18 protein-coding genes and 1 tRNA gene are annotated in these 26,188 nt (G+C 35.6%); 6 read left to right on the forward strand and 13 right to left on the reverse strand.

Going from position 1 to position 26,188, the window contains the following annotated elements:
* Positions 1-11 precede the first annotated feature (11 nt).
* From B6A10_RS03860 to B6A10_RS03885, 6 genes are read right to left on the reverse strand one after another with little or no spacing between them, the layout of a single operon-like run.
* On the reverse strand, positions 12-1,376 hold the full coding sequence (locus B6A10_RS03860; RefSeq protein WP_188219779.1) for a quinol:cytochrome C oxidoreductase: 1,365 nt from the start codon (positions 1,374-1,376) through the stop codon (positions 12-14).
* Between the two features lie 27 nt (positions 1,377-1,403).
* Positions 1,404-1,949: a c-type cytochrome gene (locus B6A10_RS03865; RefSeq protein WP_055094657.1), complete on the reverse strand. Its 546-nt coding sequence runs from the start codon at positions 1,947-1,949 to the stop codon at positions 1,404-1,406.
* Between the two features lie 7 nt (positions 1,950-1,956).
* Complete coding sequence (locus tag B6A10_RS03870) at positions 1,957-2,481, reverse strand: DUF3341 domain-containing protein (protein WP_188219780.1); 525 nt, start codon at positions 2,479-2,481, stop codon at positions 1,957-1,959.
* On the reverse strand, positions 2,474-3,877 hold the full coding sequence (gene nrfD, locus B6A10_RS03875) for an NrfD/PsrC family molybdoenzyme membrane anchor subunit (RefSeq protein ID WP_026712648.1): 1,404 nt from the start codon (positions 3,875-3,877) through the stop codon (positions 2,474-2,476). Before nrfD ends, B6A10_RS03870 begins: the two co-directional genes overlap by 8 nt.
* 29 nt (positions 3,878-3,906) lie before the next feature.
* On the reverse strand, positions 3,907-6,957 hold the full coding sequence (locus B6A10_RS03880; protein WP_188219781.1) for a TAT-variant-translocated molybdopterin oxidoreductase: 3,051 nt from the start codon (positions 6,955-6,957) through the stop codon (positions 3,907-3,909).
* Between the two features lie 32 nt (positions 6,958-6,989).
* Positions 6,990-8,318: a c-type cytochrome gene (locus B6A10_RS03885; protein ID WP_188219782.1), complete on the reverse strand. Its 1,329-nt coding sequence runs from the start codon at positions 8,316-8,318 to the stop codon at positions 6,990-6,992.
* Positions 8,319-8,536: 218 nt separating this feature from the next.
* Between B6A10_RS03885 and B6A10_RS03890 the strand changes: the two genes are divergently transcribed.
* Complete coding sequence (locus tag B6A10_RS03890; RefSeq protein ID WP_055094311.1) at positions 8,537-8,926, forward strand: SPOR domain-containing protein; 390 nt, start codon at positions 8,537-8,539, stop codon at positions 8,924-8,926.
* A 381-nt stretch (positions 8,927-9,307) separates the two neighbouring features.
* Here B6A10_RS03890 and B6A10_RS03895 read toward each other — a convergent pair whose 3' ends face one another.
* The 4 genes from B6A10_RS03895 to rimP all read right to left on the reverse strand — a co-directional run bounded on the left by B6A10_RS03895 (position 9,308) and on the right by rimP (position 15,145).
* Complete coding sequence (locus B6A10_RS03895) at positions 9,308-10,273, reverse strand: ankyrin repeat domain-containing protein (protein WP_188219783.1); 966 nt, start codon at positions 10,271-10,273, stop codon at positions 9,308-9,310.
* Positions 10,274-10,466: 193 nt separating this feature from the next.
* The gene (infB, locus tag B6A10_RS03900; protein ID WP_188219784.1) at positions 10,467-13,364 is read right to left on the reverse strand and encodes a translation initiation factor IF-2; all 2,898 of its coding nucleotides are present in this window, start codon (positions 13,362-13,364) and stop codon (positions 10,467-10,469) included.
* A 49-nt stretch (positions 13,365-13,413) separates the two neighbouring features.
* The gene (nusA, locus tag B6A10_RS03905) at positions 13,414-14,667 is read right to left on the reverse strand and encodes a transcription termination factor NusA (RefSeq protein ID WP_026712642.1); all 1,254 of its coding nucleotides are present in this window, start codon (positions 14,665-14,667) and stop codon (positions 13,414-13,416) included.
* Between the two features lie 13 nt (positions 14,668-14,680).
* Positions 14,681-15,145 carry a ribosome assembly cofactor RimP gene (gene rimP, locus B6A10_RS03910; RefSeq protein ID WP_188219785.1) on the reverse strand — a complete coding sequence of 155 codons (465 nt, stop codon included), beginning with the start codon at positions 15,143-15,145 and terminating at the stop codon, positions 14,681-14,683.
* Between the two features lie 179 nt (positions 15,146-15,324).
* On the opposite strand from rimP, the gene B6A10_RS03915 reads away from it, so the two are divergent.
* Positions 15,325-16,149 (forward strand): universal stress protein, encoded by an 825-nt coding sequence (locus B6A10_RS03915; RefSeq protein ID WP_188219786.1) that lies wholly within the window; start codon positions 15,325-15,327, stop codon positions 16,147-16,149.
* A gap of 51 nt (positions 16,150-16,200) precedes the next feature.
* Here B6A10_RS03915 and B6A10_RS03920 read toward each other — a convergent pair.
* Positions 16,201-16,271: transfer RNA gene (locus B6A10_RS03920), tRNA-Gln, on the reverse strand.
* A 239-nt stretch (positions 16,272-16,510) separates the two neighbouring features.
* Between B6A10_RS03920 and B6A10_RS03925 the strand changes: the two genes are divergently transcribed.
* The gene (locus tag B6A10_RS03925; RefSeq protein WP_188219787.1) at positions 16,511-19,789 is read left to right on the forward strand and encodes a glycosyltransferase family 117 protein; all 3,279 of its coding nucleotides are present in this window, start codon (positions 16,511-16,513) and stop codon (positions 19,787-19,789) included.
* A 90-nt stretch (positions 19,790-19,879) separates the two neighbouring features.
* Complete coding sequence (locus B6A10_RS03930) at positions 19,880-20,533, forward strand: polysaccharide deacetylase family protein (RefSeq protein ID WP_188219788.1); 654 nt, start codon at positions 19,880-19,882, stop codon at positions 20,531-20,533.
* On the opposite strand, the gene B6A10_RS03935 is transcribed toward B6A10_RS03930, so the two are convergent.
* On the reverse strand, positions 20,530-20,826 hold the full coding sequence (locus tag B6A10_RS03935; protein ID WP_026712617.1) for a thioredoxin family protein: 297 nt from the start codon (positions 20,824-20,826) through the stop codon (positions 20,530-20,532). The two genes, B6A10_RS03930 and B6A10_RS03935, sit on opposite strands and share 4 nt — an antisense overlap.
* A 75-nt stretch (positions 20,827-20,901) precedes the next feature.
* On the reverse strand, positions 20,902-22,134 hold the full coding sequence (locus tag B6A10_RS03940; protein ID WP_188219789.1) for a metallophosphoesterase: 1,233 nt from the start codon (positions 22,132-22,134) through the stop codon (positions 20,902-20,904).
* A 172-nt stretch (positions 22,135-22,306) separates the two neighbouring features.
* On the opposite strand from B6A10_RS03940, the gene B6A10_RS03945 reads away from it, so the two are divergent.
* Positions 22,307-22,759: a hypothetical protein gene (locus tag B6A10_RS03945; protein WP_188219790.1), complete on the forward strand. Its 453-nt coding sequence runs from the start codon at positions 22,307-22,309 to the stop codon at positions 22,757-22,759.
* 556 nt (positions 22,760-23,315) lie between these two features.
* Entirely contained in the window at positions 23,316-26,159 is a 2,844-nt protein-coding gene (gene polA, locus B6A10_RS03950) for a DNA polymerase I (protein WP_188219791.1), read from the forward strand.
* Positions 26,160-26,188: the final 29 nt, after the last annotated feature.

Here is a 26,188-nt window from a genome sequence, read left to right on the forward strand (position 1 = left end):
CTCTTTAAAAATTAATAATGAAAATGTTTACTTTCTTCGATATAAGGATTTCTTTTTGCTAATAATGGAGCTTTAGTTAATGCTGTAAATACAGTAAAAATAAATAATCCAAGGAAGAAAAGAACTGATGAGATTTCAGGAATACCAATAAACCATTGGTCACCTACTGTACCAGGCATAATCATATTAAAGAAATCAATATAATGACCTAATAAAATAACAATACCAGCCATTACGATAACCCAAGTAATTCTCTTGAAATCGGTATTGATAAGGATTAACAACGGGAACACAAAGTTCATAACAACAGCACCAAAGAACGGTAAGTTGTAATCATTAATTCTGGTCACGAAATAAGTAATCTCTTCAGGAATATCAGCATACCAAATCAACATGAATTGAGAAAACCATAAATAAGTCCAGAAGATACTGATACCAAACATGAATTTAGCTAAATCATGGATATGACTAGTATTTACATACTCTAAATAACCTTTAGATTTTAAATACACAGTTACCATAGCAATCATTGTAATACCACTTACAAAGAAACTGGCAAATACATACCATCCAAACAAGGTAGAAAACCAGTGTGGATCTACAGACATAATCCAGTCCCAAGACATGATAGACTCAGAAACGATAAAGAACACTAAGAAACCTGCAGATAATTTAAAGTTCTTTTTATAATTAGTATTATCATCAGATTCATCCTGAGCTAAACAATTTTTTCTTGACAAGTGACGGTATAAATTCCATCCTGCAATGAAAACGAAAGCTCTGGCAATCCAGAAACCAAAATTTAAATATCCAGCCTTACCTGCAATTAATTCATCATAATTAGCACTTGACGGATCAGTTACACCTTCATTTAACCAAGCAAAAATATGATTAAAGTGAAGTCCACACATTACTAATATTACAAAAAATATAGCTGAACCTATCGGAAGGTAAGCTGTTATACCTTGCATTACTCTGAATAAAACCGGTGACCATCCTGCAACTGCAACTTGTTGAATAGCATAGAAAACTAGAGTTCCCATAGTTAACAACATAAAGAAAATACAGGCTACATATAAAGCTGACCAAGGTTTATTTTGCAACTGGTGCAAAACATGGTTCAAATGCTCTTCATGTTCATTAGCTTCACTAACTTCACTTTTAGCTTCATGTTTAGTTGTTGCGTGAGCTTCTTCATGAGATTTAACCTCTTCATGAGTAGCTTCTCCATGACCACCATGAGATGATGCAGAAAGGATACTCTCAACTTCGTGAATATCTTTAGGGGCGTTTAAAAAACCGTAACCAATTCCTAATATACCAACGGCCATTAAGATAAAAGAAAACGTTTTTAATTTACTTGAAAATGTATACATATCTATTACGATCAGTTTGTTCAACAATTATAATTGGCTTCTAAGTTTTAGAACGTAGTCAGCAATTAACCAACGCTCATGAACACTTAGTTGATTGGCATGAGAACCCATCGCATTTAAACCATACGTCTCAACATGAAAAATACTTCCTTCTGTGATTTCTCTATCTTTATAATTAGGAACACCTAAGAATTTTTCTCTTTCAACTAATTTTCCTTTACCATTACCAGTTGCACCATGACAACTAATACAATAGATATCGAAAAGTTCTTTTCCTTTACCAGAATTTCTATCTAATGAATCTAAAGGTGATTTCAAATTAGCTTTTGCTAATTCATAACCTTCAGTTGTATTAGGATATTCATAAGGCTCATAACCTCTGTTAATGCTACCTTCAGCAGGAAGTTGTCCTTCTTTACCGTTTGCAAAAGCTTTAGACTCTGAATAAGTTTCGTAGCCTACTGACTCATACATATTTGGAAAATACTGATAATTCGGCTTTTTATCATTATGACATGAAGCTAATAAAGCAGTTATGCCTAATAATAGTGTTATTTTATATACCCTTTTCATATCTAAATTAATTCTTTTCAATTACTTTAACTTCTACAGCTCCTGTACCTTGGAAAAAAGAAACTAATTCTTCTTCATTATCATTTACAGCAACTTCCATTAGGAAATGATCGTCTGTAGTTCTTACATCCGGATTTTCAGCTTTTTTAAATGGCCACAATCTACTTCTCATATAAAAAGTAATTACCATTAAGTGCGCTGCAAAAAACACAGTCATCTCAAACATAATAGGCACAAAAGAAGGCATATTTTGAATATAACTAAAACTTGGCTTTCCTCCGATATCCTGTGGCCAATCATGAATCATGATATAACCCATCATTGATGTTGCAACAGTAATACCAACACATCCGTATAAGAAAGCACAAATAGCTAATCTTGTTGGGGCAATCCCCATAGCTTTATCCAAACCATGAACAGGAAATGGACAAAAAACATCTTCAATATGATGGTGAGCTGCTCTGGTTTTCTTTACAGCATTCATCAATATATCATCGTCATTATAAATGGCGTAAATAACTTTATTACTCATGGTGTGAATCTTTATGTGCTTCTCTTTCTCTAATATAATTATCTCCGGTTGCTTTCAAAATTGTTTTAACCTCTGCCTGTGCAATTACAGGGAAAGTTCTAGAGTATAATAAAAACAATACAAAGAAGAAACCAATTGTTCCAATGAAAATACCAATATCTACAAATGTTGGAGAGAACATTGTCCAAGAAGACGGTAAGTAATCTCTATGTAAAGAAGTTACAATGATTACAAAACGCTCAAACCACATCCCGATGTTTACCACAATAGAAATAATGAATGAAAACATGATACTGGTTCTTAATTTCTTAAACCACATAAATTGTGGAGAGAATACGTTACAAGTCATCATCGACCAGTAAGCCCACCAGTAAGGTCCGGTAGCTCTGTTTAAGAAAGCATATTGCTCATACTCTACTCCGGAATACCAAGCAATAAACAACTCAGTAATATAAGCCACACCTACAATAGATCCTGTAATCATGATGATTAAGTTCATCAATTCGATGTGTTGTAAAGTAATATAAGCTTCTAAGTTAGATACTTTTCTCATGATGATAAGCAAAGTATTTACCATCGCAAATCCTGAGAATACCGCTCCGGCAACGAAGTACGGAGGGAAGATTGTTGTATGCCATCCAGGAATTACCGAAGTAGCAAAGTCCATAGATACAATAGTGTGTACAGAAAGTACAAGAGGCGTTGCTAAACCAGCAAGTACCAAAGATACTTCTTCAAAACGTTGCCAGTCTTTTACTCTACCGCTCCATCCAAAACTAAGGATAGAATAAATTCTTTTGTTAAATGGAGTAATAGCTCTATCTCTTAACATTGCAAAGTCAGGTAATAAACCAGTCCACCAGAAGACTAACGATACTGACAAATACGTAGAGATTGCAAATACGTCCCAAAGAAGAGGTGAGTTAAAGTTTACCCAAAGAGATCCAAACTGGTTTGGAATTGGTAATACCCAGTAAGCTAACCATGGACGTCCCATGTGAATAATTGGGAACAAACCTGCCTGAACTACCGAGAAGATTGTCATCGCCTCAGCTGAACGGTTAATTGCCATTCTCCATCTTTGACGGAATAACAATAATACTGCAGAGATAAGAGTTCCGGCGTGCCCGATACCTACCCACCAAACGAAGTTAGTGATATCCCATGCCCAACCAACTGTTTTATTTAATCCCCATGTTCCAATACCTGTAGATACTGTGTAAACGATACATCCTATTCCCCAAAGAAAGGCTGTTAAAGCGATTGAAAATACAATCCACCAATGTTTATTAGCCAAACCTTCGACAGGCGCTGCCACATCTACTGTTACATCATGATAAGACTTATCACCTATAACTAAAGGCTTTCTAATACTAGAGTCGTATATATGAGACATATTCCTTTATATTGATTTTTAATTTATTCTTAAGTGTTTCTAACTTTTACGTGATAAACCACATTTGGTTTAGTTCCGATGTGCTCTAATAAGTGATAAGATCTTTCGTCAGCGGCCAATTTAGCAACTTTACTTTCTTTATCATTTACATCTCCAAAAATCATTGCTCCAGATGAACAAGCATTAGAACAAGCTGTTTGGAATTCACCATCAGCAACAGGACGTCCTTCGTTTTTAGCTTTCAACTTAGTTGCTTGTGTCATTTGAATACACATAGAACATTTTTCCATAACCCCACGAGAACGAACATTCACATCCGGATTCAATACCATACGACCTAAATCATCATTCATATGGTAATCAAACTCACTGTTTTTGTTGTACAAGAACCAGTTGAAACGACGTACTTTATAAGGACAGTTGTTAGCACAGTAACGAGTACCCACACATCTGTTATATGCCATATGGTTTTGACCTTCACGACCGTGAGAAGTTGCAGCAACAGGACATACAGTTTCACAAGGAGCGTGGTTACAGTGTTGACACATTACCGGTTGGAATGCTACTTGTGGATTATCAGAAGCTTTTTCCATTTCGTTGAAAGTAGAAAGTGAGCTCGATAAACCAGCAATTCCTTCTTTTCTTTCATTATCTCCTTCAAAAGTTTCTTCAGAAGAATAATATCTGTCAATACGCAACCAGTGCATATCACGGCTTCTTCTTACCTCTGATTTACCTACAACCGGAACGTTGTTTTCAGCGTGACAAGCTATAACACAAGCTCCACATCCTGTACAAGCATTCAAATCGATAGAAAGATTGAAGTGGTGACCTACAGAACGATCAAATGATTCCCATAAATCTACCGAAGTAGCTTCAACTTCTTTGTGATCTAAAGATACTTTTGGTGTTTCGTTCCAAATTTTAGAATCCTTAGTATTGAAGATTTCAAGAGTAGTTTCTTTAATAATATCTCCTCTACCCATCAATGTTTTTTGACCTTGAACACAAGCAAACTCATGTTCACCGGCAGCTTTAACTAATTCAACTGACTGAACTTCGTTAAATCCTTTATATAAAGTGTAAGCATTTAAACCTACCTGCATTTCTTCTTTCAAAGCCGCTTTACGACCATAACCGAAAGCTAAACCTACTGTTCCAATAGCCTGACCTGGTTGAACAATAACCGGTACATTTTCTAATTTAGCACCATCAGCAGTTGTAATTGTAGCATAACTACCATTCAAACCACCATTAGCAACAATCTCATTAGACAATCCTAAAGTTTTAGCATCAGCATTAGAAACAGTCACATAGTTATCCCAAGAAACTCTTGTAATTGGATCCGGGAACTCTTGTAACCATGGGTTATTAGCTTGTTGCCCATCACCCATTCCGGTTTTAGTGTATAATACTAATTCTAATCCGGCACCAGCTTTAGATTTTGCTAATTCATTAGCCGCAGATGCGTAATCAGCAGTTCCTCCAGAAGTAACCTGAGGAGCTCCTACAAAAATACCATCATGCAAAACTTTATTCCAAGTTGAACCAACAATATAATTTGAAGAATATGCTTTTAAGTAATCGTAGTAAGAACCTGTAAGTCCGTTAATAGACATCAATACATCCTGAAATTGTTTAGTATCAAACAACGGACGGATTGTAGGTTGAGTTAAGCTGTAAGTTCCTTTAGTTAAAACTAAATCTCCCCAAGACTCTAAATAGTGAGGAACCGGAGCAGCAATAGTTGCAACAGCAGCAGTTTCATCTTCTTTTAAAGATAAAGCAACTGAAGTTTTAACTTTTTTAAGACCTTCAACAAATGAAGCTGAATCCGCTAAAGTATAAACCGGATTCACACCGCTCATAATTAATGTATGAACGCTTCCCGCTTTCATATCAGCGACTAACTGAGCTACCTGAGCATCAGAACCTTTTCTGATTTGTCTTGTTCCTACAGTTGAGAAAGCTTCGCTAGCTAACACCTGGTTGATAGCTAAAACTAACAATTGTGCATTTTTATCCTGAATACCAGAAACTAAAAGTCCTTTAGCGCCAGCAGCTTTTAATTGTTGAGCCGCTTTAGTAACTTCTGCTTTAAATTCAGGAGCTAAGTTTACAGAAACCGAAGAACCTGTAATGATATTATATATAAGTACTAATGCTTGTTTTTGATTCGCAACCGACATCGGTAAACGTTTATCAGCAGCAGCACCAGACAAAGTCATGTTTGCTTCTAATTGGAAGTGACGGGACATTTTTCCATTTTTAGGAATCCTGCCTTGAGCATATCCGGCATCAAATCCTCCTCCTTGCCAGTCTCCTAAGAAATCTGCACCAACAGAAACGATAAGAGAAGCTTTTGAGAAATCGTAATCCACTAAAGCTCTTTCTCCGTAAACGGTTTCAAAAGCATCCAAAGCAGCTGATGAAGAAACTGCATCATAAACTACGTGTTTTGCATTTGGATTCGCTCCAATAAAATCAGCAATTAATTTTTCTGTCGAAGGACTCGCTAATGTATTCGTTAAGAAAACCACCTGACCACCTTTAGCTTTTGCATCAGCGATACTTGATTTAATTTTCGAATCTACTACTGCCCAAGATGAATCTTTTGCTTCAACTTTTGGTGCTTTCAAACGCATATTATCATACAATGACAATATTGAGGCGTGAATTCTGGCATTTGCAGCAAATTTTGCTCCCGAAATAGTATTATTATCTATTTTAATAGGACGCCCTTCACGTGTTTTAACAAGTAGGTTTGCAAAATCAAAACCATCAAAAACCGAAGTTGCATAATAATCAGCTACTCCAGGAATGATTTGCTCTGGCTGCAATACATAAGGAATCGACTTGTTCACAGGGCCTTCGCATGCTGCAAGAGTAGCTGCTGCAGTACTAAACCCAACGTACTTTAGAAAATCACGTCTAGATGTTGAAGATGACATCGCATCAGCATTTCCTAAAAACTCATCCGTAGGAATCTCTTCGACAAACTCGTTATTTCTAAGCGCCTCAACAATAGAACCATTTTCTAGTTCCTCAACACTTTTCCAGTATTTTTTGTTTGATGACATTGTATATATATATTAAAATCTTAATAATTAAATTAATAGTGGCATTTTCCACACTCTAAACCTCCCATTTGTGCTTCAGTCAATTTATCCACACCGTATTTTTTAGAAAGTTCTTCATGTATCTTAGTATAATACCCATTTCCTTCCATTTTAACTTCTGTTTTTCTGTGACAGTTAACACACCATCCCATAGTTAATGGAGCAAATTGTTTTTGAATTTCAAAAGTCTCAACAGGACCGTGACAAGTTTGACATTCAATTCCCGCAACAGTTACGTGTTGTGAGTGATTGAAGTAAACAAAATCAGGTAAGTTATGAATACGAACCCATTTAACCGGTTGTGTTTTTCCAGTGTAAGACTGAGTCGTTTTATCCCATCCAACTGCATCATATAATTTTTGGATTTGAGCATCATAGAAAGCTTTGCTGTATTCCGGAGTAGCAGTTGACTCAGCAACTTCAGAAATATTTTTATGACAGTTCATACACACATTTAAAGAAGGAATACCTGCAGTTTTACTAACTCTGGCAGCAGAGTGACAGTATTTACAGTTAATTTCATTATCACCAGCGTGGATCTTGTGCGAATAGTGAATTGGCTGAATCGGAGCATAATCCTGATCTACACCTACCTGCATCAAGTAACCGTAAACAAAATACCCACTAGCCAACAATAAGAAAATACAAGAAACCAATACTAAAAACTGATTTTTAACAAAAGCTTTCCAGATTGAAATTCTACCAACTTTTGGTTCAACTTCGATTCCGTTAGCCTTAGCAACTTTTCTTAATACATTGTTAACCATGAATAACATCACAACCAACACTACTAATACTAAAGCAAGAACTCCTAAAATTACATTATTAGAACTTCCTCCCTGATCAGCAGCACCAGCCGCAGCCTGAGCACCAGGTAAAGCAGCAGCAGGCTCTGCTTTTGGCTCAGATGTATAAGCTATAATATTATCGATATCAGCCTCAGACAATTGAGGAAAAGATGTCATCACAGCTTTATTATTTTCATTAAATAATTTTACTGCCGCAGCATCTCCTGACTTAATCATGTCAGAACTATTATGAACCCATTTATAGATCCACGCCATGTCATGTTTCTCAGCAACCCCTCTCAACGCAGGCCCTGTTGATTTAGCATCAAGCTTATGACAAGCAGCACAATTAGAATTAAAAAGCGCCTTACCTTTTACCGGATCACCACCAGTTGTAGCAGCTGCAGGAGCAGCTTCGGTTGCAGCTGCAGGAGCAGCATCTTGCGCAAATGAAGAGAAGGAAAAAGCCAGCATCATAGCTAAACTTAAAAACATTTTCCTTGAGTTCGGATTATGGTTACCCACCTTTTTCATAAAGTATATTGATTATCTACTAAAAATTGGCACAATTTTTTATGCAACAAAATCACATAAAAAACGTTCCTTTATTTTAAACAGCCACAAAAATACGACTTAAGAACTATTCTCAAAACCCTAACTTCTTTAAAAAAACAATTTATATTAATTCTAAATAACTTTTTTATTGCTGTTTCAGTCAATAAATTTTACTTTTACTTAAAAATCTTCACATTATGAGAATTTTAACAATTCAAAAAACACTATTCACACTTCTCTTTTTTTCAATTTGCTCTTTCAAATTAACAGCACAGGAATCAAAAATTAACATTCAGCAAGATCCAAAGTTTGAACAACTACTTAATGAGAAAAGAAAAATAAATCCGTCAATTGCTGTAAATGAGCAATATAAAATCCAGATTTTTAGTGGCAACAGCGAAAAAGCCAAGAGTACCCTAAATGACTGCAAACAAAGTTTCACCAACCTGGACGGGACCATCGTTTTCAACACTCCTAATTATAAAGTTTGGATTGGCAATTTCAAAAGCCGTATTGAAGCCGAAAGAAATTTGCTTGAAATTAGAAAAGTCTATCAAAATGCCTTTTTAATCAAACCCAAAAAGTAACATTTTAACACTACATCTATTATCAAAATATTGAACTAAAATCTTAATGATTTTAGCTCGATATTTTTTTATAACAATTTTAATACGAATACTAAAAATTATAACTAGCAAAATTCATTTATAAATCATAGTTACAAAACAAACAAAGCCATTCCTTAATAGGAGTGGCTTTGTTTGTTATAACCGCGTTAAAAACGCTACGATTTTTTTCATAATTTAAGTAGGTACTCGTTGCAAACGAGCACCAGAAACGTGGACAAACGAGCGCCATCCGAGGCGAACTGGTGAACCAATCTTATCTTTGCAGGCACGGATTGCAAATCCGCGCTATCGGATATGCATACACCAGCAGAAACCGTTAGATTTCGCTATTTTCAAAAATTAATACTTACTTAAATATTCTGGAGTATAATTAGGATTACTCCTAAAACGTTCTTCAATAGGTGTTTTCCAATAATCCAATCCCTGAGTTTTTAAATAAGCCACCAGTTTCATTTTTTCCTGATATCTTTTACTGTTTACTTTAAAAAACATCTCTCTAAGATCATATAATATTTGATACTCCCCTGGATGAAATTTGGAATCTTCTGAAAATTTTAATGTTCTAAAATCTACTTTTTGATCAAAAATTAAATAATTTACAACTTCTATTTGATGATAAGATAGTGCAGCGCTTAAAGCAGACCTAAAAGGAGATCTATAGGGTCCAAAATCAGCAGAATCATCAATAAAATTTGGATTCGCATCAGCTTCAACTAATAGTTTTACATTTACTAGCCTACCATATTTACTTGCTTCAATTAGTGGTGTAGTGTAGGCTCTCTTTGAATACAAATTTACATTGGCTCCTTTTTTTATCATATATTTCAAGATTTCCAAACTTTCAGGGGATTTACAATAAGGATAACTATTAATATCGATGATGATTGCATCCCCGTATCTATCCATTATATTAGGATTTAATCCTCTATCAAGAAGTTTTCGAATTGCTAACATATTGTTTGTAGTAAGAGCAAAATGTCCAATGGTCTTACCAAATTTACCCTCCTGAAAATTAATATATTCTTCAGGAAACTCATTGATGAGTTTTTCTATTTTTTTGTCATTCCTAAGGCAACTCCAACCCGACATGGCTTTTGCTAAATCATACAAAGGTTTACCGTAAAAAAGAGCAGGATTAAATCCTCTCAATGTACCCCCCCAAACTTTATTCTCTCTTTTCTCAGAGTATTTAATTGCAGGAGGTTCGTTTACCCATTTGTCTTTCTCTATTTTTGAAATAAAGGAATAAACTCCATAACAAAGCAACAGACTTATTACAATTAAAATAATTTTTCTTCTCTTCATTTTTAATTTTATTAATTATAATCTAGTAAATCAAGTAAACTTCTCATCGCTATCACATCAATTATTTCACTTGACATATCATATTCATACCTAATTTTCAAAAAATATTTTGTAGATAAAATATTTACAAAAACTCTAAAATACAAAAAATCCCGACGAATCGGGATTTTCTTATAAAAATATAATTGAATTATTATTTCAATTTTTTCTTGATAGCTACTTCGTGGTAGGCTTCAATCACATCATCAATTTCGATATCATTGAATCCTTTAATTTGGATACCACAATCGTAACCTTTGGTTACTTCTTTCACATCGTCTTTGAAACGTTTCAAGGCTACCAATTCACCTTCATGAACTACTACGCCATCACGGATAATTCTAATTTTCGCCTGACGGGTAATCTTACCATCCGTAACCATACATCCGGCAATAGTTCCCACTTTGGAAATTTTGAACAATTCTCTGATAGATGCGTTTCCTAATACTTCCTCTTTCATCTCAGGAGCAAGCATTCCTTCCATTGCATCTTTCAAGTCATCGATAGCAGCGTAAATAATAGAATAGTAACGGATATCGATTTCTTCTTTATCAGCCAACTGTCTTGCATTTCCGGCAGGACGAACGTTAAATCCGATAATAATGGCATCAGAAGCAGAAGCCAACATAACGTCGGTTTCAGTAATCGCTCCAACCCCTTTATGGATAATATTGATTTGAATTTCTTCAGTCGATAATTTAGAGAAGGAATCTGATAATGCCTCAACAGATCCATCCACGTCTCCTTTAAGGATTACATTTAATTCTTTAAACTGACCTAAAGCAATACGACGACCAATTTCGTCCAAAGTAATATGACGTTGTGTACGTACGGATTGTTCACGCATCAATTGAGAACGCTTAGCCGCAATTTGTTTGGCTTCTTTTTCATCCTCAAATACACTAAACTTATCACCTGCAGTAGGCGCTCCATCCAAACCTAAAATAGATACCGGAGTTGACGGTCCTGCTGCTGTAACAATATTACCTCGCTCATCATGCATCGCTTTCACTTTACCATGGTGTTTACCTGCTAACAGATAATCTCCAATTCTTAAAGTTCCGTGTTGAACCATGATAGTCGAAACGTATCCTTTACCTTTATCTAAGAAAGCTTCCACAACAGCTCCCTGAGCCAATTTGGCAGGATTTGATTTCAAATCTAAAATTTCAGCTTCTAACAATACTTTTTCCAAAAGGTCTTTTACTCCAAGACCAGTTTTTGCCGAAATATCATGCGATTGGATTTTACCTCCCCATTCTTCAATAAGCAAGTTCATACCCGCTAATCTTTCTTTAATCTTATCCGGATTCGCATTTGGCTTATCAATTTTGTTGATAGCAAAAATAATTGGTACACCAGCCGCCTGCGCGTGAGAGATTGCCTCTTTGGTTTGCGGCATGATATCATCATCGGCAGCAATTACAATAATAACGATATCTGTCAATTGCGCTCCACGGGCACGCATCGCGGTAAACGCCTCGTGACCTGGTGTATCTAAGAAGGCAATTTTTTGACCATTCTCTAATTTTACTCCATAAGCTCCAATGTGCTGTGTAATACCTCCGGACTCACCCGCAATTACATTTTCTTTACGAATGTAATCCAGCAAGGAAGTTTTACCGTGGTCAACGTGACCCATTACAGTAACAATTGGCGCTCTGTTTACTAAATCTTCTTCTTTATCTTCAACTACTTCAATCGCATCTTCGATATCCACAGTGATAAATTCTACATCATAACCAAATTCATCAGCAACAATTGTTAAAGTTTCTGCATCCAAACGTTGATTCATGGTTACCATGATTCCTAAAGACATACAGGTTCCGATTACCTTAGTAATAGGCACGTCCATCATGATGGCAATTTCACCTACAGTAACAAACTCAGTTACTTTAAGGATTTTGCTTTCTTCGTCTAATGCTCTTTGTTCATCATCCGATTTCTGACGGTGCGTATCTCTTTTATCTCTTCTATATTTAGCCGCTTTAGATTTTCCTCCTTTTTTACCTTGAAGTTTTTCTAAAGTCTCTCTAATTTGATTTTTAACTTCCTCTTCTGTTGGCTCAACTTTAGCCACAATAGCAGGACGATTTCCTTTATTAAATCCAGGTCTTGCGCCTCTGTCTTTATTAGCGTTAAAACCTCCACCAGTATTAGGTGTTATCTTGTTAGGATTTGGAGCACCCGGTGTTCTTTGTTGATTACCTGCATTAGGAGCCGGAGCACCTGGTTTAGGAGCAATTCTTTTACGTTTGCTTTTATTAGCATTTGCTCCCGGTGTTCCCGGAGCAGCCGCTTTATTGCCAGTATTTTTAAAATCTTCTTTTTTCTTCTTAGGCTTCTCAAATTGAGACAAATCAATAGTTTGACCTGTTAATTTAGCCCCGGAAAGTTTTTGATACTGAGTTGCAATAGCATCTTCTGCCGGAGCCTCCTCTGTTTTTGGAGCTTCTTTAGCCGGAGCCTGAGGTTCAGCCTTAACAGCTTTCTCCTCTTTTTTAACTTCAGCTTTAGCTGTATTTTCAACAGCAGCTTTAGGCGTTTCAGCTACAACTTTCTCTTCTTTTTTGTCTGAATCCGTTTTTTCTGGAGAGCTAATTTTAGCAGCCGGTTTTTCTTCGGCAACTTCAGGCTTAGTAGCGCTTACTTTTTCTTCAGCTACCGGAGAAGGAGTAGATTTCGGATTTAAATCAATTTTTCCAACTTGCACAGGACCGGAAATTACCGCTCTTGCTTTAATTACTTCCTGTTGTTGTCTTTGTAATTCTTCCTCTTGCTTACGTTTCTCTTCTACTTCTTTATCACGCTCAATACGTAAAGCCTCTTTTTCTTTTCTCTTCTCTTCGCTTACTTCTTTCGAAGCCTCTTTTTTCCCTCTGTCACCCGCAAACTGACCGCACAGGATATCGTATACATCATTAGAAATTTTTGTGTTCGGATTTGACTCAATCGCAATCCCTTTATCCTTAAGATAATCCACAGCTCTTTCTAAAGAAATATTCAATTCCCTTAAAACTTTGTTTATTCTTATTACTCTCTCTTCAGACATATAAACTTTTTAATATTACCTATTCCGTTGTGTTGTTAGAAGCATAGACCTAACTATCAAACTCTTCTTTCAATATTTTCATTACATCTAGAATTGTTTCTTCTTCTAAATCTGTTCTTCTTACTAAATCTTCTACGTCATGTTTCAAAATACTTTTTGCAGTATCCAATCCAATTTTCGCAAATTCTTCAATAATCCACTCATCGATTTCATCCGAGAACTCTGTTAATTCTACATCGTCTTCATCAGCAGTAGTACCTTCAACATCACCTTCTCTGATAACATCTAACTCATAACCTGTTAATAAACCAGCTAATTTAATATTGTGCCCTCCTCTACCGATAGCTTTTGATACTTCTTCTAATTTCAAGAACACATCTGCTCTTTTTGTTTCTTCATCAATCTTGATTGAAGATACTTTTGCAGGACTTAACGCTCTTGTTATAAACAATTGAATATTATTCGTATAATTAATAACATCAATATTTTCATTTCCTAATTCACGAACAATACCGTGGATACGAGAACCTTTCATTCCCACACAAGCTCCTACCGGGTCAATTCGGTCATCATAAGAATCCACCGCTACTTTAGCTTTTTCACCTGGAATTCTCACTACTTTTTTAATCGTAATCAAACCATCGAATACCTCAGGAATTTCCTGTTCAAATAATTTTTCCAAAAACTTCTCGGAAGTTCTGGACATAATAATCTGAGGTTTATTTCCTTTTAATTCAACGCTTTCAATAATCCCACGAACGTTATCTCCTTTACGGAAAAAGTCAGATGGAATTTGTTTTTCTTTTGGCAAAACAATTTCGTTTCCTTCATCATCCACCAAGATAACCACTCTTGGACGCACGTGATGTACTTCGGCAGTATAAATATCCCCAATTAAATCTTTAAATTGTTTGTAAAGATTGGTATTATCATGTTCGTGTATTTTTGAAATCAAGTTTTGACGCAAAGCCAAGATAGCTCTTCTTCCTAAATCAATCAATTTTACCTCTTCCGAAACTTCTTCTCCAATTTCAAAATCAGCTTCAATTTTTCTGGCTTCAGTTAAAGTAATCTCTTCATTTTCGAAATCCAAATCTTCATCAGCAACAATTACTCTTCTTCTCCAAATTTCCATATCTCCCTTATCAGGATTGATAATGATATCGAAATTATCATCTGAACCGTATTTTTTCTTCAATGCATTTCTAAATACATCTTCTAAAATTGCCATAAGCGTTACACGATCAATAAGTTTATCATCTTTAAACTCTGAAAATGAATCGATTAATGCTAAATTTTCCATGCGAATTCTTTAATTAAAATGTTACTGTAACAACTGCCTCTTTAATATCTGTATAAGGTATTTGTTGTTCTTTCTGTACTGTTTCTTTTCCTTTCCCTACTTTCTTAGGCTCTCTTGCTTTCCAAGACAAAATTATGAAATCTTCATTAGCATCAACTAATTCAGCTTCAATTTTTTCAGTATTTGTAGTCACTATCAAAGTTCTGCCAATATTTTTTATATATTGACGTGTCAATTTTAATGGTGAACCTATCCCTACCGAAGCTACTTCCAAAGAATAATCCTGCTCTTCTCTGTCTAACTTACTTTCAATTGCACGACTAATATCAATACAATCCTGCAAAACCACTCCGTTATCATCATCCAAAGTAATCATCACCTTAAACGCATCCGTAATAGTCAAGTCAATCAAAAAAATTGAAGGTCTTTCTTCAAGCACTTCCTGCAATAATGAATTTACTTTTTCTTTAAATGTCATATTTTTTATAAAAAGAGGGGACATTTAGTCCCCTCATTATCTAGATTTTAATAAATAACGGCACAAATATAGTGTTTATTTTTATAAACCAAAAATAATTGATTACTGTAAAATTATTCCTTACCTTTATTTCAACAAGCAAATTCATTTTCTAAAGCACCATCCCAAACCCTGAAGTTATGAAAAAAATCCTAGTCCCTACCGACTTCTCCAGCCGAGCCGATAACGCGCTGAAATTAGCCGCACAGCTCGCCCAAAACAACGATTTTGAAATTCATCTTTTACACATGCTGGAAATTCCCAGCCAAATGAACGACGCTATTACCGGCGCTACCCCAATACCCGAAATCATGCTTTTTATCCAAAAAGCAAAAGAAACCATGCAACTCACCAAAGAGAGAGACTTCCTCAAAAACATTACCATTATAGATTCTATCAAATTAGAAAAAGCCACTCAAGGCATTCTCTCCTACAGCAAAGAACATCAAATTGATTTAATCATTATGGGATCTAACGGTGCTTCGGGACTAACAGAAATTATTATTGGCTCCAATACCGAAAAAGTAGTACGCCTGTCAACAGCACCCGTCATGGTTATTAAAGAAGAAATCGACTCCTTCTCTCCAAAAAACATTGTTTTTGCTTCCGATTTCTCAGAAGAAATCAAAAAACCTTTTCACAAAATACTGGATTTCACCAAAAAATTTGAAGCCAAACTCAACCTAACCATGATTTGCACTCCAAACAGTTTCAAAACTACAGCTCTGGCCAACAAAATAATGAATGATTTCACTAAAGAATTCGACATACAAAACTACCAAACCCACATTTACAACGACACCAACATCGAAAAAGGAATTATTCATTTCTCCAATGAAATCAAAGCCGATTTAATCGCTCTTTGTACTCACGGACGCACCGGACTTTCTCATTTTTTTACCGGAAGCATTAGCGAAGATTTAGCTAATCACGTAAACAAACCACTTATCATCTTTAAAATATAAATGCAAAATTTACCGCATAAAAAAAGTCCCGATTAAATCGGGACTTTTTTGTTGGTCCACTAGGACTCGAACCTAGAAAGACGGCACCAAAAACCGTAGTGTTACCATTACACCATGGACCATTCCATGTTTGCCTTACATCACTATTGTTTTGTTTAGCGAGTGCAAATTTAGAGCATTTTTTAGTTCCCGCAAATTTTTTTTTGATTTTTTTTGAAAAAATTTTTCAAAAACCAAAAACCATTTCACAATCAAGACTTTAAAAGAACCATGCTTTTGCAGAAAATTTTGTTAATGCCTATATCCTTAAATAAAAAAACATTTTCTTTGTAACTCGAAAAAATTAACTAAAATTTACTACATGAATAAGGAGACTTTCAATTTCAAAAAGTGGAATACTATTCTCGGATGGATTGCATTTGGAATCGCTTTAATAACCTATTCTCTTACCGTTGAGCCTACAATGAGCTTTTGGGACTGTGGAGAATACATAGCCACAGCTGCAAAACTGGAAGTAGGTCATCCACCCGGAGCTCCTTTGTTCCAAATGATTGGTGCTTTCTTTGCCATGTTTGCTTCCGATGCCCAACATGTAGCTTTAATGGTTAATATGACTTCAGTATTTTCCAGTGCTTTTACTATTCTTTTCATGTTTTGGTCTTCGACGATGATTTTGAGAAAAATAATTTCAAACTCAGAAGGACCTAATAAAGGCAACGATATTGTAATCTTAGGAAGTGCTCTTGTTGGTGCTCTTGCTTATACTTTTTCGGACAGTTTTTGGTTTAACGCCGTTGAAGCCGAAGTATATGCTATGGCCTCCTTATTAATTGCCTTGCTTTTTTGGCTGGGCTTACGCTGGGAACAGGACATGGACAAACCCAGAGGAAACAAATGGCTTTTAATCATTTCCTTAATTGTCGGACTTTCGTTTGGTGTACACTTCATGGCCTTGCTTACCATTCCGGCTATAGGATTTTTATATTATTTCAAGCACTACAAAACAGTAACAATTAAAAACTTCATTATCGCTAACATCGTTGTAGTTTCCATATTATTATTCATTTTTAAATTATTACTTCCGCTTACGATGGCCTTTTTTGCCAAAGCAGAGGTTTTTGCGGTTAACAGTCTCGGCATGCCTTTTAACTCAGGTACTATTATTGCCGTTTTAGCAGTGGTTGCTGCTTTTTACTTTGGATTAAAATACACTAAAGACAAAGGTTTAGTTACTTACAACACCCTTATACTTTGTATTTTATTCATCTTAATCGGATTCTCAACCTGGTTAATGCTCCCTATTCGTGCCAATGCCAATGTGAATATTAACGAAAACAAACCATCGGATGCGCGTGAGGTTTTAGCTTATTACAACAGGGAACAATATGGTTCAAACCCATTATTTTACGGTCCTCAATATACCGAAACCTTTGCAGGATTAGACAAAGACACACCTTATCTTGACAAAGCTCCCAACTATGAAAGAAACTACAAAACCGGCAAATATGAAATTGTAAACAATTACAAAAATGCCGAGCAAAATAGCGACAATGCTCAAAAAGCAATCCTTCCAAGGATGTGGAGCACGGAACACATTGAAAATTACATCAATTTTACTAATCCGCCGCAATTTAGTATCAATCCTAACTATCCTTATGAAAATGATTTAGCGCGTTACGGAATTGATGCCAGCAAATTATCTGAGGAAGATTACAACAGAGCCATTGCACAATTGAGAAACGAAGTTGAAAAAACCATTTCAGAATTCAGACAGGCTTATGCTCAAAAACAAATTGATAACGAAGGCTATGTAAAATTCCTTAAAACTTACAGTGACTACTTAATTATCGAAAAACCTACCACTGCCGATAACCTTAGCTTTATGGTGGAATACCAATTTGGCTACATGTACTGGAGGTATTTAATGTGGAACTTCGTTGGACGTCAAAGCGACAATCAGGGAAGATACGGTAACCAGGACGGTAACTGGCTAAGTGGTATTAATTTTATCGACACTTTGCACCTGGGTTCTCAGGACAACCTGCCTGAAGATGCTTTAAACAACAAAGGACGAAATGTATATTACTTTATTCCTTTTATTTTAGGATTAATAGGTTTAATGTTTCATGCCCAAAAAGACCTAAAAAGCTTTTATGTTTTATTGGTTTTATTTCTTTTCACAGGACTTGCATTAAAAATCTACCTAAACGAAAGACCTTTTGAGCCTAGAGAAAGAGACTACGCTTTAGTAGGTTCATTCTATGTTTTTGCAATTTGGATTGGATTAGGTGTTTATTCTTTATACGAGAGCGCTAAAAAATACGTATCTCCAAAACTTATAGGCCCGGCAATTGTAGCCGCATCATTATTAGGTGCTCCTGTTATTATGGCTTCCCAAAATTGGGATGACCACGACCGTTCAGGCAAATATACAGCATTAGCAATGGCTAAAGCTTACTTAAGTTCCTGCGACCCAAACGCTATTTTATTTACTATTGGAGACAATGACACTTTCCCGCTTTGGTACGCTCAGGAAATTGAAGGCTACCGTACCGATATAAAAATCGTAAACACCAGCCTTTTCATGACCGATTGGTATATTGATCAAATGAAGAGAAAAACATACGAATCAGATCCGTTACCTATTTCGTTTACACACGATCAATATGTAGGGGATAAATTAGATTATGTTGTAAATATTCCAAAAATAAAAAGCCGTTGGAGCGTAAAAGGATTGATGGACTTTATCAAACATCCTAAATCGACTGTAGAAATGCAAAACGGACAAACCATCCATTTCTACCCAACTAATCAGGTTCGAATTCCGGTTGATAAAAACACCATCATCAAAAACAAAATCGTTGCAGCCAAAGACTACGATTCCATCGTTCCTTATATCGATATCGACATTAAAGGAGGCGCTTTATACAAAAATCGATTGATGATGCTGGATTTAGTTGCCAATAACAACTGGAAACGACCTATTTATTTCAGTGGAGGTGCTTTTGACGACGAAGAGTACCTTTGGATGAAAGATTACCTGCAATTGGACGGAATGGTTTACAAATTAATCCCTGTTAAAACCACCATTCCTAAAGACGGAAATCCTATGGAAATGGGAAAAATTGATTCGGACAAAATGTATAATATTATCATGAGTTGGGATTGGGGTAACAGCGATGGCGACATTTACCACGATCCGGAAACCCGTCGTGAAAGCATCACTTACCGAACTAATCTTTCCCGATTAATGGATCAATTAATTAAAGAAGGTAAAATTGACAAGGCTAAAAAAGTAATCGACTTAGCCATGCAAAAAATGCCGGTAGATAAATTTGGTTACTATTCCTTGCTAGAACCTTTCACTAACGGTTATTATCTGGTAGGCGAAAAAGCAAAAGCCCATGATTTACTAAACAAATTGGTAGGCAAATACAAAGAAAACCTGAACTATTACAGCAAAATGAGTGCTTCAGACCAATCGGATTTAGCCATAGATATTGTAACCGATATTGAGCGCTACAGAGCCTTATTAGAAGTAATGAAGAAAAACAACGATACAGCTTTCTTCCAAAAACACCGAGCCGTATTCAATACTTATATTGATGTTTTCCACCGTTTTGGCAGAGACAAAGAATAAGTAAAACTCAAAAATCATAAAAAAATGTAGCAATCCCAACAAAACAAGATTGCTACATTTTTTTTATCTTTAATATCAAATGATTTTCAGATGAAACCCTATTGGATAAAAACCCACCAAATCATCAAAAAACTATTCTCTAATTTTGTTTGGGACATCCCCAATAACGAAAACAAAGTTTACCTTACTTTTGATGACGGTCCCACTCCTGAAATAACCGAATGGGTTTTAGCAGAATTAGAAAAACACAATGCCAAAGCTACTTTTTTCTGCATTGGTAAAAATATTATTGCGCATCCCGAAATCTTCACTAAAATTATTGAAAAAGGGCACAGTATAGGCAATCACACCCACAATCATTTGAACGGTTGGAAAACTGAAACGGATGATTATATTGAAAACTTTCAATTATGCGAAAACATCATTTCCAATCATAAATCTAAAATTTTAAATCTAAAATCTAAAATCTTTCGTCCGCCTTACGGCAAAATTAAGCCAGCTCAATCTAAAAAATTAAGACAACTAGGCTACAAAATAATCATGTGGGATGTTCTAAGCGCCGATTTTGACCAAAATATCAGTAAAGAAGAATGTTTGAATAATGCGGTTAATCATATTCAATCCGGTAGTATTGTCGTTTTTCACGACAGTGTAAAAGCTTTTAAAAAGCTGGAATATGTTTTACCCAGAGTGTTAAAACATTTAACTCAAAACAACTTTAAGCTTGAAGCAATTCGCTTTTAAAGCTGCTCCTGAACAATTGTAATTAACGAATTAGCATCTAATTCTCCGGATTGTCTCCAAACCATCTGACCGTTTTTATACACCATTAAGGTTGGTAATCCTTTAATTCGCAATGCTTCAGCAAGTTCCTGATTTTTATCCACATCAATTTTAATCACTTTTGCTTTATCGCCTAAAGCTGCCGCAACATCTCTTATCACTTCATGCATAGAAACTGAAGATTCGTTCCAATCGGTGTAGAAATCAATCAACACTGGTACTTGTGCACTTATTAGTTCTCCAAATTTTGACATAAAACCAACGAATTATTTTTTTAAATCTAAGAAAAAATTATTTTTCTTTCATACAAATGTAGCATTTTTAACGAATTATGCTACTTTCTCCCCTTTTTTTAGTTCGATAACCGTAATTTCGGGCATAATTCCTACTCTGCCGGGATAAGCATGAAAACCAAAGCCTCGATTTACATACACATAACGCCCCAAATGCTCATACAAACCAGCCCATTGTTTATAGACATATTGCGCCAAACTCCATTTAAAATAGCCGGGAATTTCAATCCCAAACTGCATGCCGTGTGTATGTCCGGAAAGTGTAAGATGATAATTCATATCATCATTTTTCACCTCGTATTCCCAATGGCTCGGATCGTGACTCATCAGAATTTTAAACTCATTTCCTCTCAAGCCTTCAGAGGCTTTTTCTAAATCGCCGGCCTGCTTAAAGTTTTTTCCCCAGTTTTCCACCCCTACTAAAGCAATTTTATCCTTTCCTTTTTTGATAAAAGTATGCTCGTTCAACAATAACTGAAAACCAATTTGCCCGTACAAATCTTTAATTTCTTTAAAATTCTGATCTTTGGCAGTCTGTGAAGGCCAAGTCACATATTCACCATAATCATGATTACCCAGAACGGAAAATTTACCATATTCGTGTGTTTTGATACGATTAAAAGTTTCAACCCACGGATGCATTTCGGTAGCATGTGTATTTACAATATCTCCGGTAAACAAAATCATATCCGAATTTTGCTCGTTCACCAAATCAATAGCATAATTAATTTTGTCCGCATTATCAAAACTTCCGGAATGCACATCCGAAATTTGAGTAATCGTAAAACCATCAAAAGCATCCGGCAAATCAGGGAAAAAGATACGTTGTTTAATTACTTTATAATTGTATTTCCCTATCGTCACACCATAAATCAGCGACAAAAAAGGCACAGCTGCCAATCCCAATCCCAGCTGACTCACAAATTTTCTTCGGCTAGGAAGAAATCCTTCATTGCTGTTCTCTACAAAATAATTCACCGACCCCATAACCAGCCTGAAAATATCTTCGGTCAACAACACAACGGCCAACACAATTTTAGGTACATAAACCACCAGCATCAATCCCATCACAAACATCGTTTGCTTGGTTTGCCCTACGGAACGATCGAAATTCATAAAACCGTAAATAATATAAATTAAAATCGCCAGACTTAACACAGCGTATCCAATCAAAAACCATTTATCTTTCAGAATTGTTTTGAAAGCCTGAAAAGCATACAATTCGATTATAAAAAGAAATACTATAAAAAATAGCAACCTAAAACCCATGTCAATACATTTTTTTACAAAATAACAACTTCTACCGTTTAATTAAGAACTACTTAATTAAACTTTAACGGAATCTTGATTTTTTTAAGAATTGAATTGAACCTCCTAGGTTTTAACGAATTATTATTTGTAAGAATATTTTAATATATTTGAAAGAAAAAACACATCAAAGATGAATATAGCTCTTAATAAACCCTATCATTTTTTCTTTTTAATAGCCCCTATTATTTTGGCTTTTGGATTTAGTAAATCCAAAGGAATATTTAACATCAATATTCACGACACTTATTTTGTCATCAAGTATGCTCACTTAGGAATTATTTTAAGTGTTTTTTATTTTTTACTTGGATTTATTCATTTTTTTATATCAAAAAAAGGCATAGAAATAAGCAATTGGATTATTTATTTGCATACCATTTTATCAGTTGGGGGATTAATTTTGATTTGGATATTATCAAAATTAATCAACAATGCGCCCCAACAAAATTTTGAAGAAACACTTAAAATTATGCGCATCAATGAATATTTGAATTTTAGTTGCATCATACTATTTTTAAGCATGCTTCTTATTCAAGTAATTTTCTTTGTTAGTGTTTTATGGAAATTGGCAAAAAGTATATTCTAAATTTTTGATTGATTTTAATTTGACCACTTTCTGGAAGTTGTCAAATTTCTGAGAGTAACCAAATTTTAATTCCTCGCTTCCTCACGAATCCTTTCGTGTGGTATGTTTAAATCTTTGCAGAGCTACTTGATGAGATCCCTCATTCTTCGGGATGACAAGATTGTGAATAATTGTCTCCCAAAAGAGGTTTCTACTAAAAAAACAGAACATTGTACCTTAAAATTTTCACCCGTCCTTAACTTCCGCAGTCGAGTGTCAAATGTTTGAAGAATACGTAAAAAGAAAAGCTGTTTGAGCGAAGCGAGTTCTTTTCTTTTAGACTCGAGCCGAAGGCGAACAGAGCAAAGCTAATTCGAAAACCAATTTGACCGATGAGGAAGTGTAAGACTTGATTTTTTTGTTTCTTTTTTGATCAAGCAAAAAAGAAAAAGCTACTTAACAAGATTAAGATAAAATGACTTTTCATAAACAAACCAATCTCAACAAAGCAATTAGAAATAATCATAAAGTAAATTGAATTCTATATTTTTACATTTTAAATTCAATTTATAAATCAATGTCACAAAAACGTCTTTTTCTACTCGATGCCTATGCTTTAATTTTTAGAGGGTATTACGCCTTTATCAAAAATCCAAGAATCAATTCTAAAGGCATGGACACTTCGGCCATTATGGGATTTATGAATTCATTAATGGATGTGATTAAGCGCGAAAAACCGGATCATCTGGCGGTAGCTTTTGACAAAGGAGGCAGTGATTTACGCAACGAAATGTTCCCGGAATACAAGGCTAACCGTGATGCAACTCCCGAGGCTATCAAAATTGCCGTTCCTTATATTCAGGAATTATTGCGCGCCATGCACATTCCTATTATTGAAGTGTCGGGTTACGAAGCCGACGATTTGATAGGTACGATTGCTAAACAAGCCGAAAAACAAAATTACCAGGTATATATGGTGACTCCGGATAAGGATTTTGCCCAACTGGTAAGCGAAAATATTTTTATGTACAAGCCTGCCCGAATGGGTAACGGAATCGAAATCTGGGGAATTCCGGAGGTTTTAGAAAAATTTGAAATCGAAAGACCGGATCAGGTGATTGATTATTTGGGAATGATGGGCGACTCCGCCGATAACATTCCGGGACTACCGGGTGTAGGTGAAAAAACCGCTAAAAAATTCCTGGCCGAATACGGTTCGATGGAAAATCTTTTAGCAAATACGCACCAATTAAAAGGGGCTATGAAAACCAAAATAGAAGCCAATGCCGAATTAGGATTATTATCAAAAAAACTAGCTACTATCCTATTGGATTGTCCGGTGACTTTTGACGAGAAAGATTATGAATTATCCAAACCTGATGTTGAAAAAACAGATGCTATCTTCAACGAATTAGAGTTTAGAAGAATGGCAGAACAATTTGATGCGATTTTCAAAAATCCATCACCAGCTTCCGCAAACGTAGAAAACACCGTTGACGAAGCTAAACTTTACAAAAAAACATCACCTAAAAACGAAGATCAGTTTGACTTGTTTTCGGCAAGTACTCCGGGTCAGGATGCTGAAATCGCGCACACACAATTTTACAACACACTAGAAAACACGCCGCATTCGTACCAAATCATTCAGGGTGATTTAGGAATTCGTTTGCTGTTGCAAAATTTACAAAAACAAACTTCCGTTTGCTTTGACACCGAAACCACCGGACTGGATGCTTTGCATGCCGAATTAGTTGGAATGTCATTCTCTTACGAAAAAGGCAAAGGTTTTTATGTTCCGTTTCCGGAAAATCAGGAAGAAGCAAAAACTTTGGCCGAAAAATTCATTCCGTTTTTTGAAAATCCGAACATTGAAAAAATCGGTCAAAACATCAAATACGATTTAAAAATCCTTGCTAATTATGGTATTCAAGTAGCCGGAAAATTATTCGACACTATGATTGCGCATTATCTGATTAATCCGGATATGCGACACAACATGGATATTCTGGCAGAAACTTATTTAAAATATTCCCCGAAATCAATTGAAGATTTGATTGGTAAAAAAGGGAAAAATCAAAAATCGATGCGTGAAGTCGATTTGGAAGATATCAAAGAATACGCAGCTGAAGATGCCGATATCACTTTGCAACTAAAAGAAGTATTCGCTCTTGATTTGCAAAAAACTGAAACTCAAAAATTATTTGACGAAATCGAAATTCCGCTTATACCAGTTTTGACAGCCATGGAATCGGAAGGAATTAATCTCGATGTGCCATTTTTGAAAAAAATGTCGGTAGAAATGGCTGCCGAAAGCAAGGCGCTGGAACAAAAAATATACGAAACTGCCGGAGAAAAATTCAATTTGGCTTCTCCAAAACAACTCGGCGACATTTTATTTGACAAATTAAAAATTGGCGGTGCCAAACAAAAGAAAACCAAAACCGGACAGTACGCTACCGGAGAGGAAGTATTAAGTTATCTGGCTAACGACCACGAAATTGTACGTGATATTCTGGAATGGCGCCAAATGGTGAAATTACAAAGCACCTATATTGATGCTTTACCTAATCAGGTGGATGAAAAATCAGGACGCATCCATACCGATTATATGCAAACTGTTGCTGCAACAGGTCGTTTAAGTTCCAATAATCCAAACTTACAAAACATTCCGATTCGTACCGAAAGAGGACGTCAAATTCGTAAGGCTTTCATTGCTCGTAACGAAAATTACACGCTGGTTTCTGCCGATTATTCTCAGATTGAATTACGTATTATTGCCGCTTTAAGTGGAGAAGAAAATATGATTAAGGCTTTCCAAAACAACGAAGACATTCATAAATCTACGGCTTCAAAGGTTTTCAATGTCCCTTTGGACGAAGTAACTCGTGAACAACGTAGCCATGCCAAAACGGTGAACTTCGGAATAATTTACGGGGTTTCGGCATTTGGACTTTCGAACCAAACCAACCTGAGCCGTTCAGAAAGTGCTGAATTGATTGATGCCTATTACAAAACCTACCCGAGATTGAAATCCTTTATTAATGAGCAAATTGATTTTGCCCGAGATCACGGATATGTGCAAACCATTTTAGGACGTCGTCGTTATTTGAAAGATATTAATTCCCAAAACGCAGTAGTCAGAGGTGCCGCTGAACGAAATGCAGTAAATGCCCCTATTCAGGGATCTGCTGCCGATATTATCAAAATTGCGATGATTAATATTCATCATAAATTGGTTTCCGAAAATTGGAAATCAAAAATGTTATTGCAGGTACATGACGAGCTTGTGTTTGATGTCCATAATGATGAACTGGAAAAAATCCAACCGATGATTAAAGCCGAAATGGAAAATGCCTTTAAACTGGAAGTTCCTTTGGTAGTCGATTTAGGCATAGGAAAAGACTGGCTGGAAGCGCATTAAGATTTTAGATCTCAATAGCAGTTGGTAGT

Origin of the sequence: Flavobacterium pokkalii (assembly GCF_014596575.1) — a bacterium.
In the GTDB taxonomy this organism is placed as follows: Bacteria; Bacteroidota; Bacteroidia; order Flavobacteriales; family Flavobacteriaceae; genus Flavobacterium; species Flavobacterium pokkalii.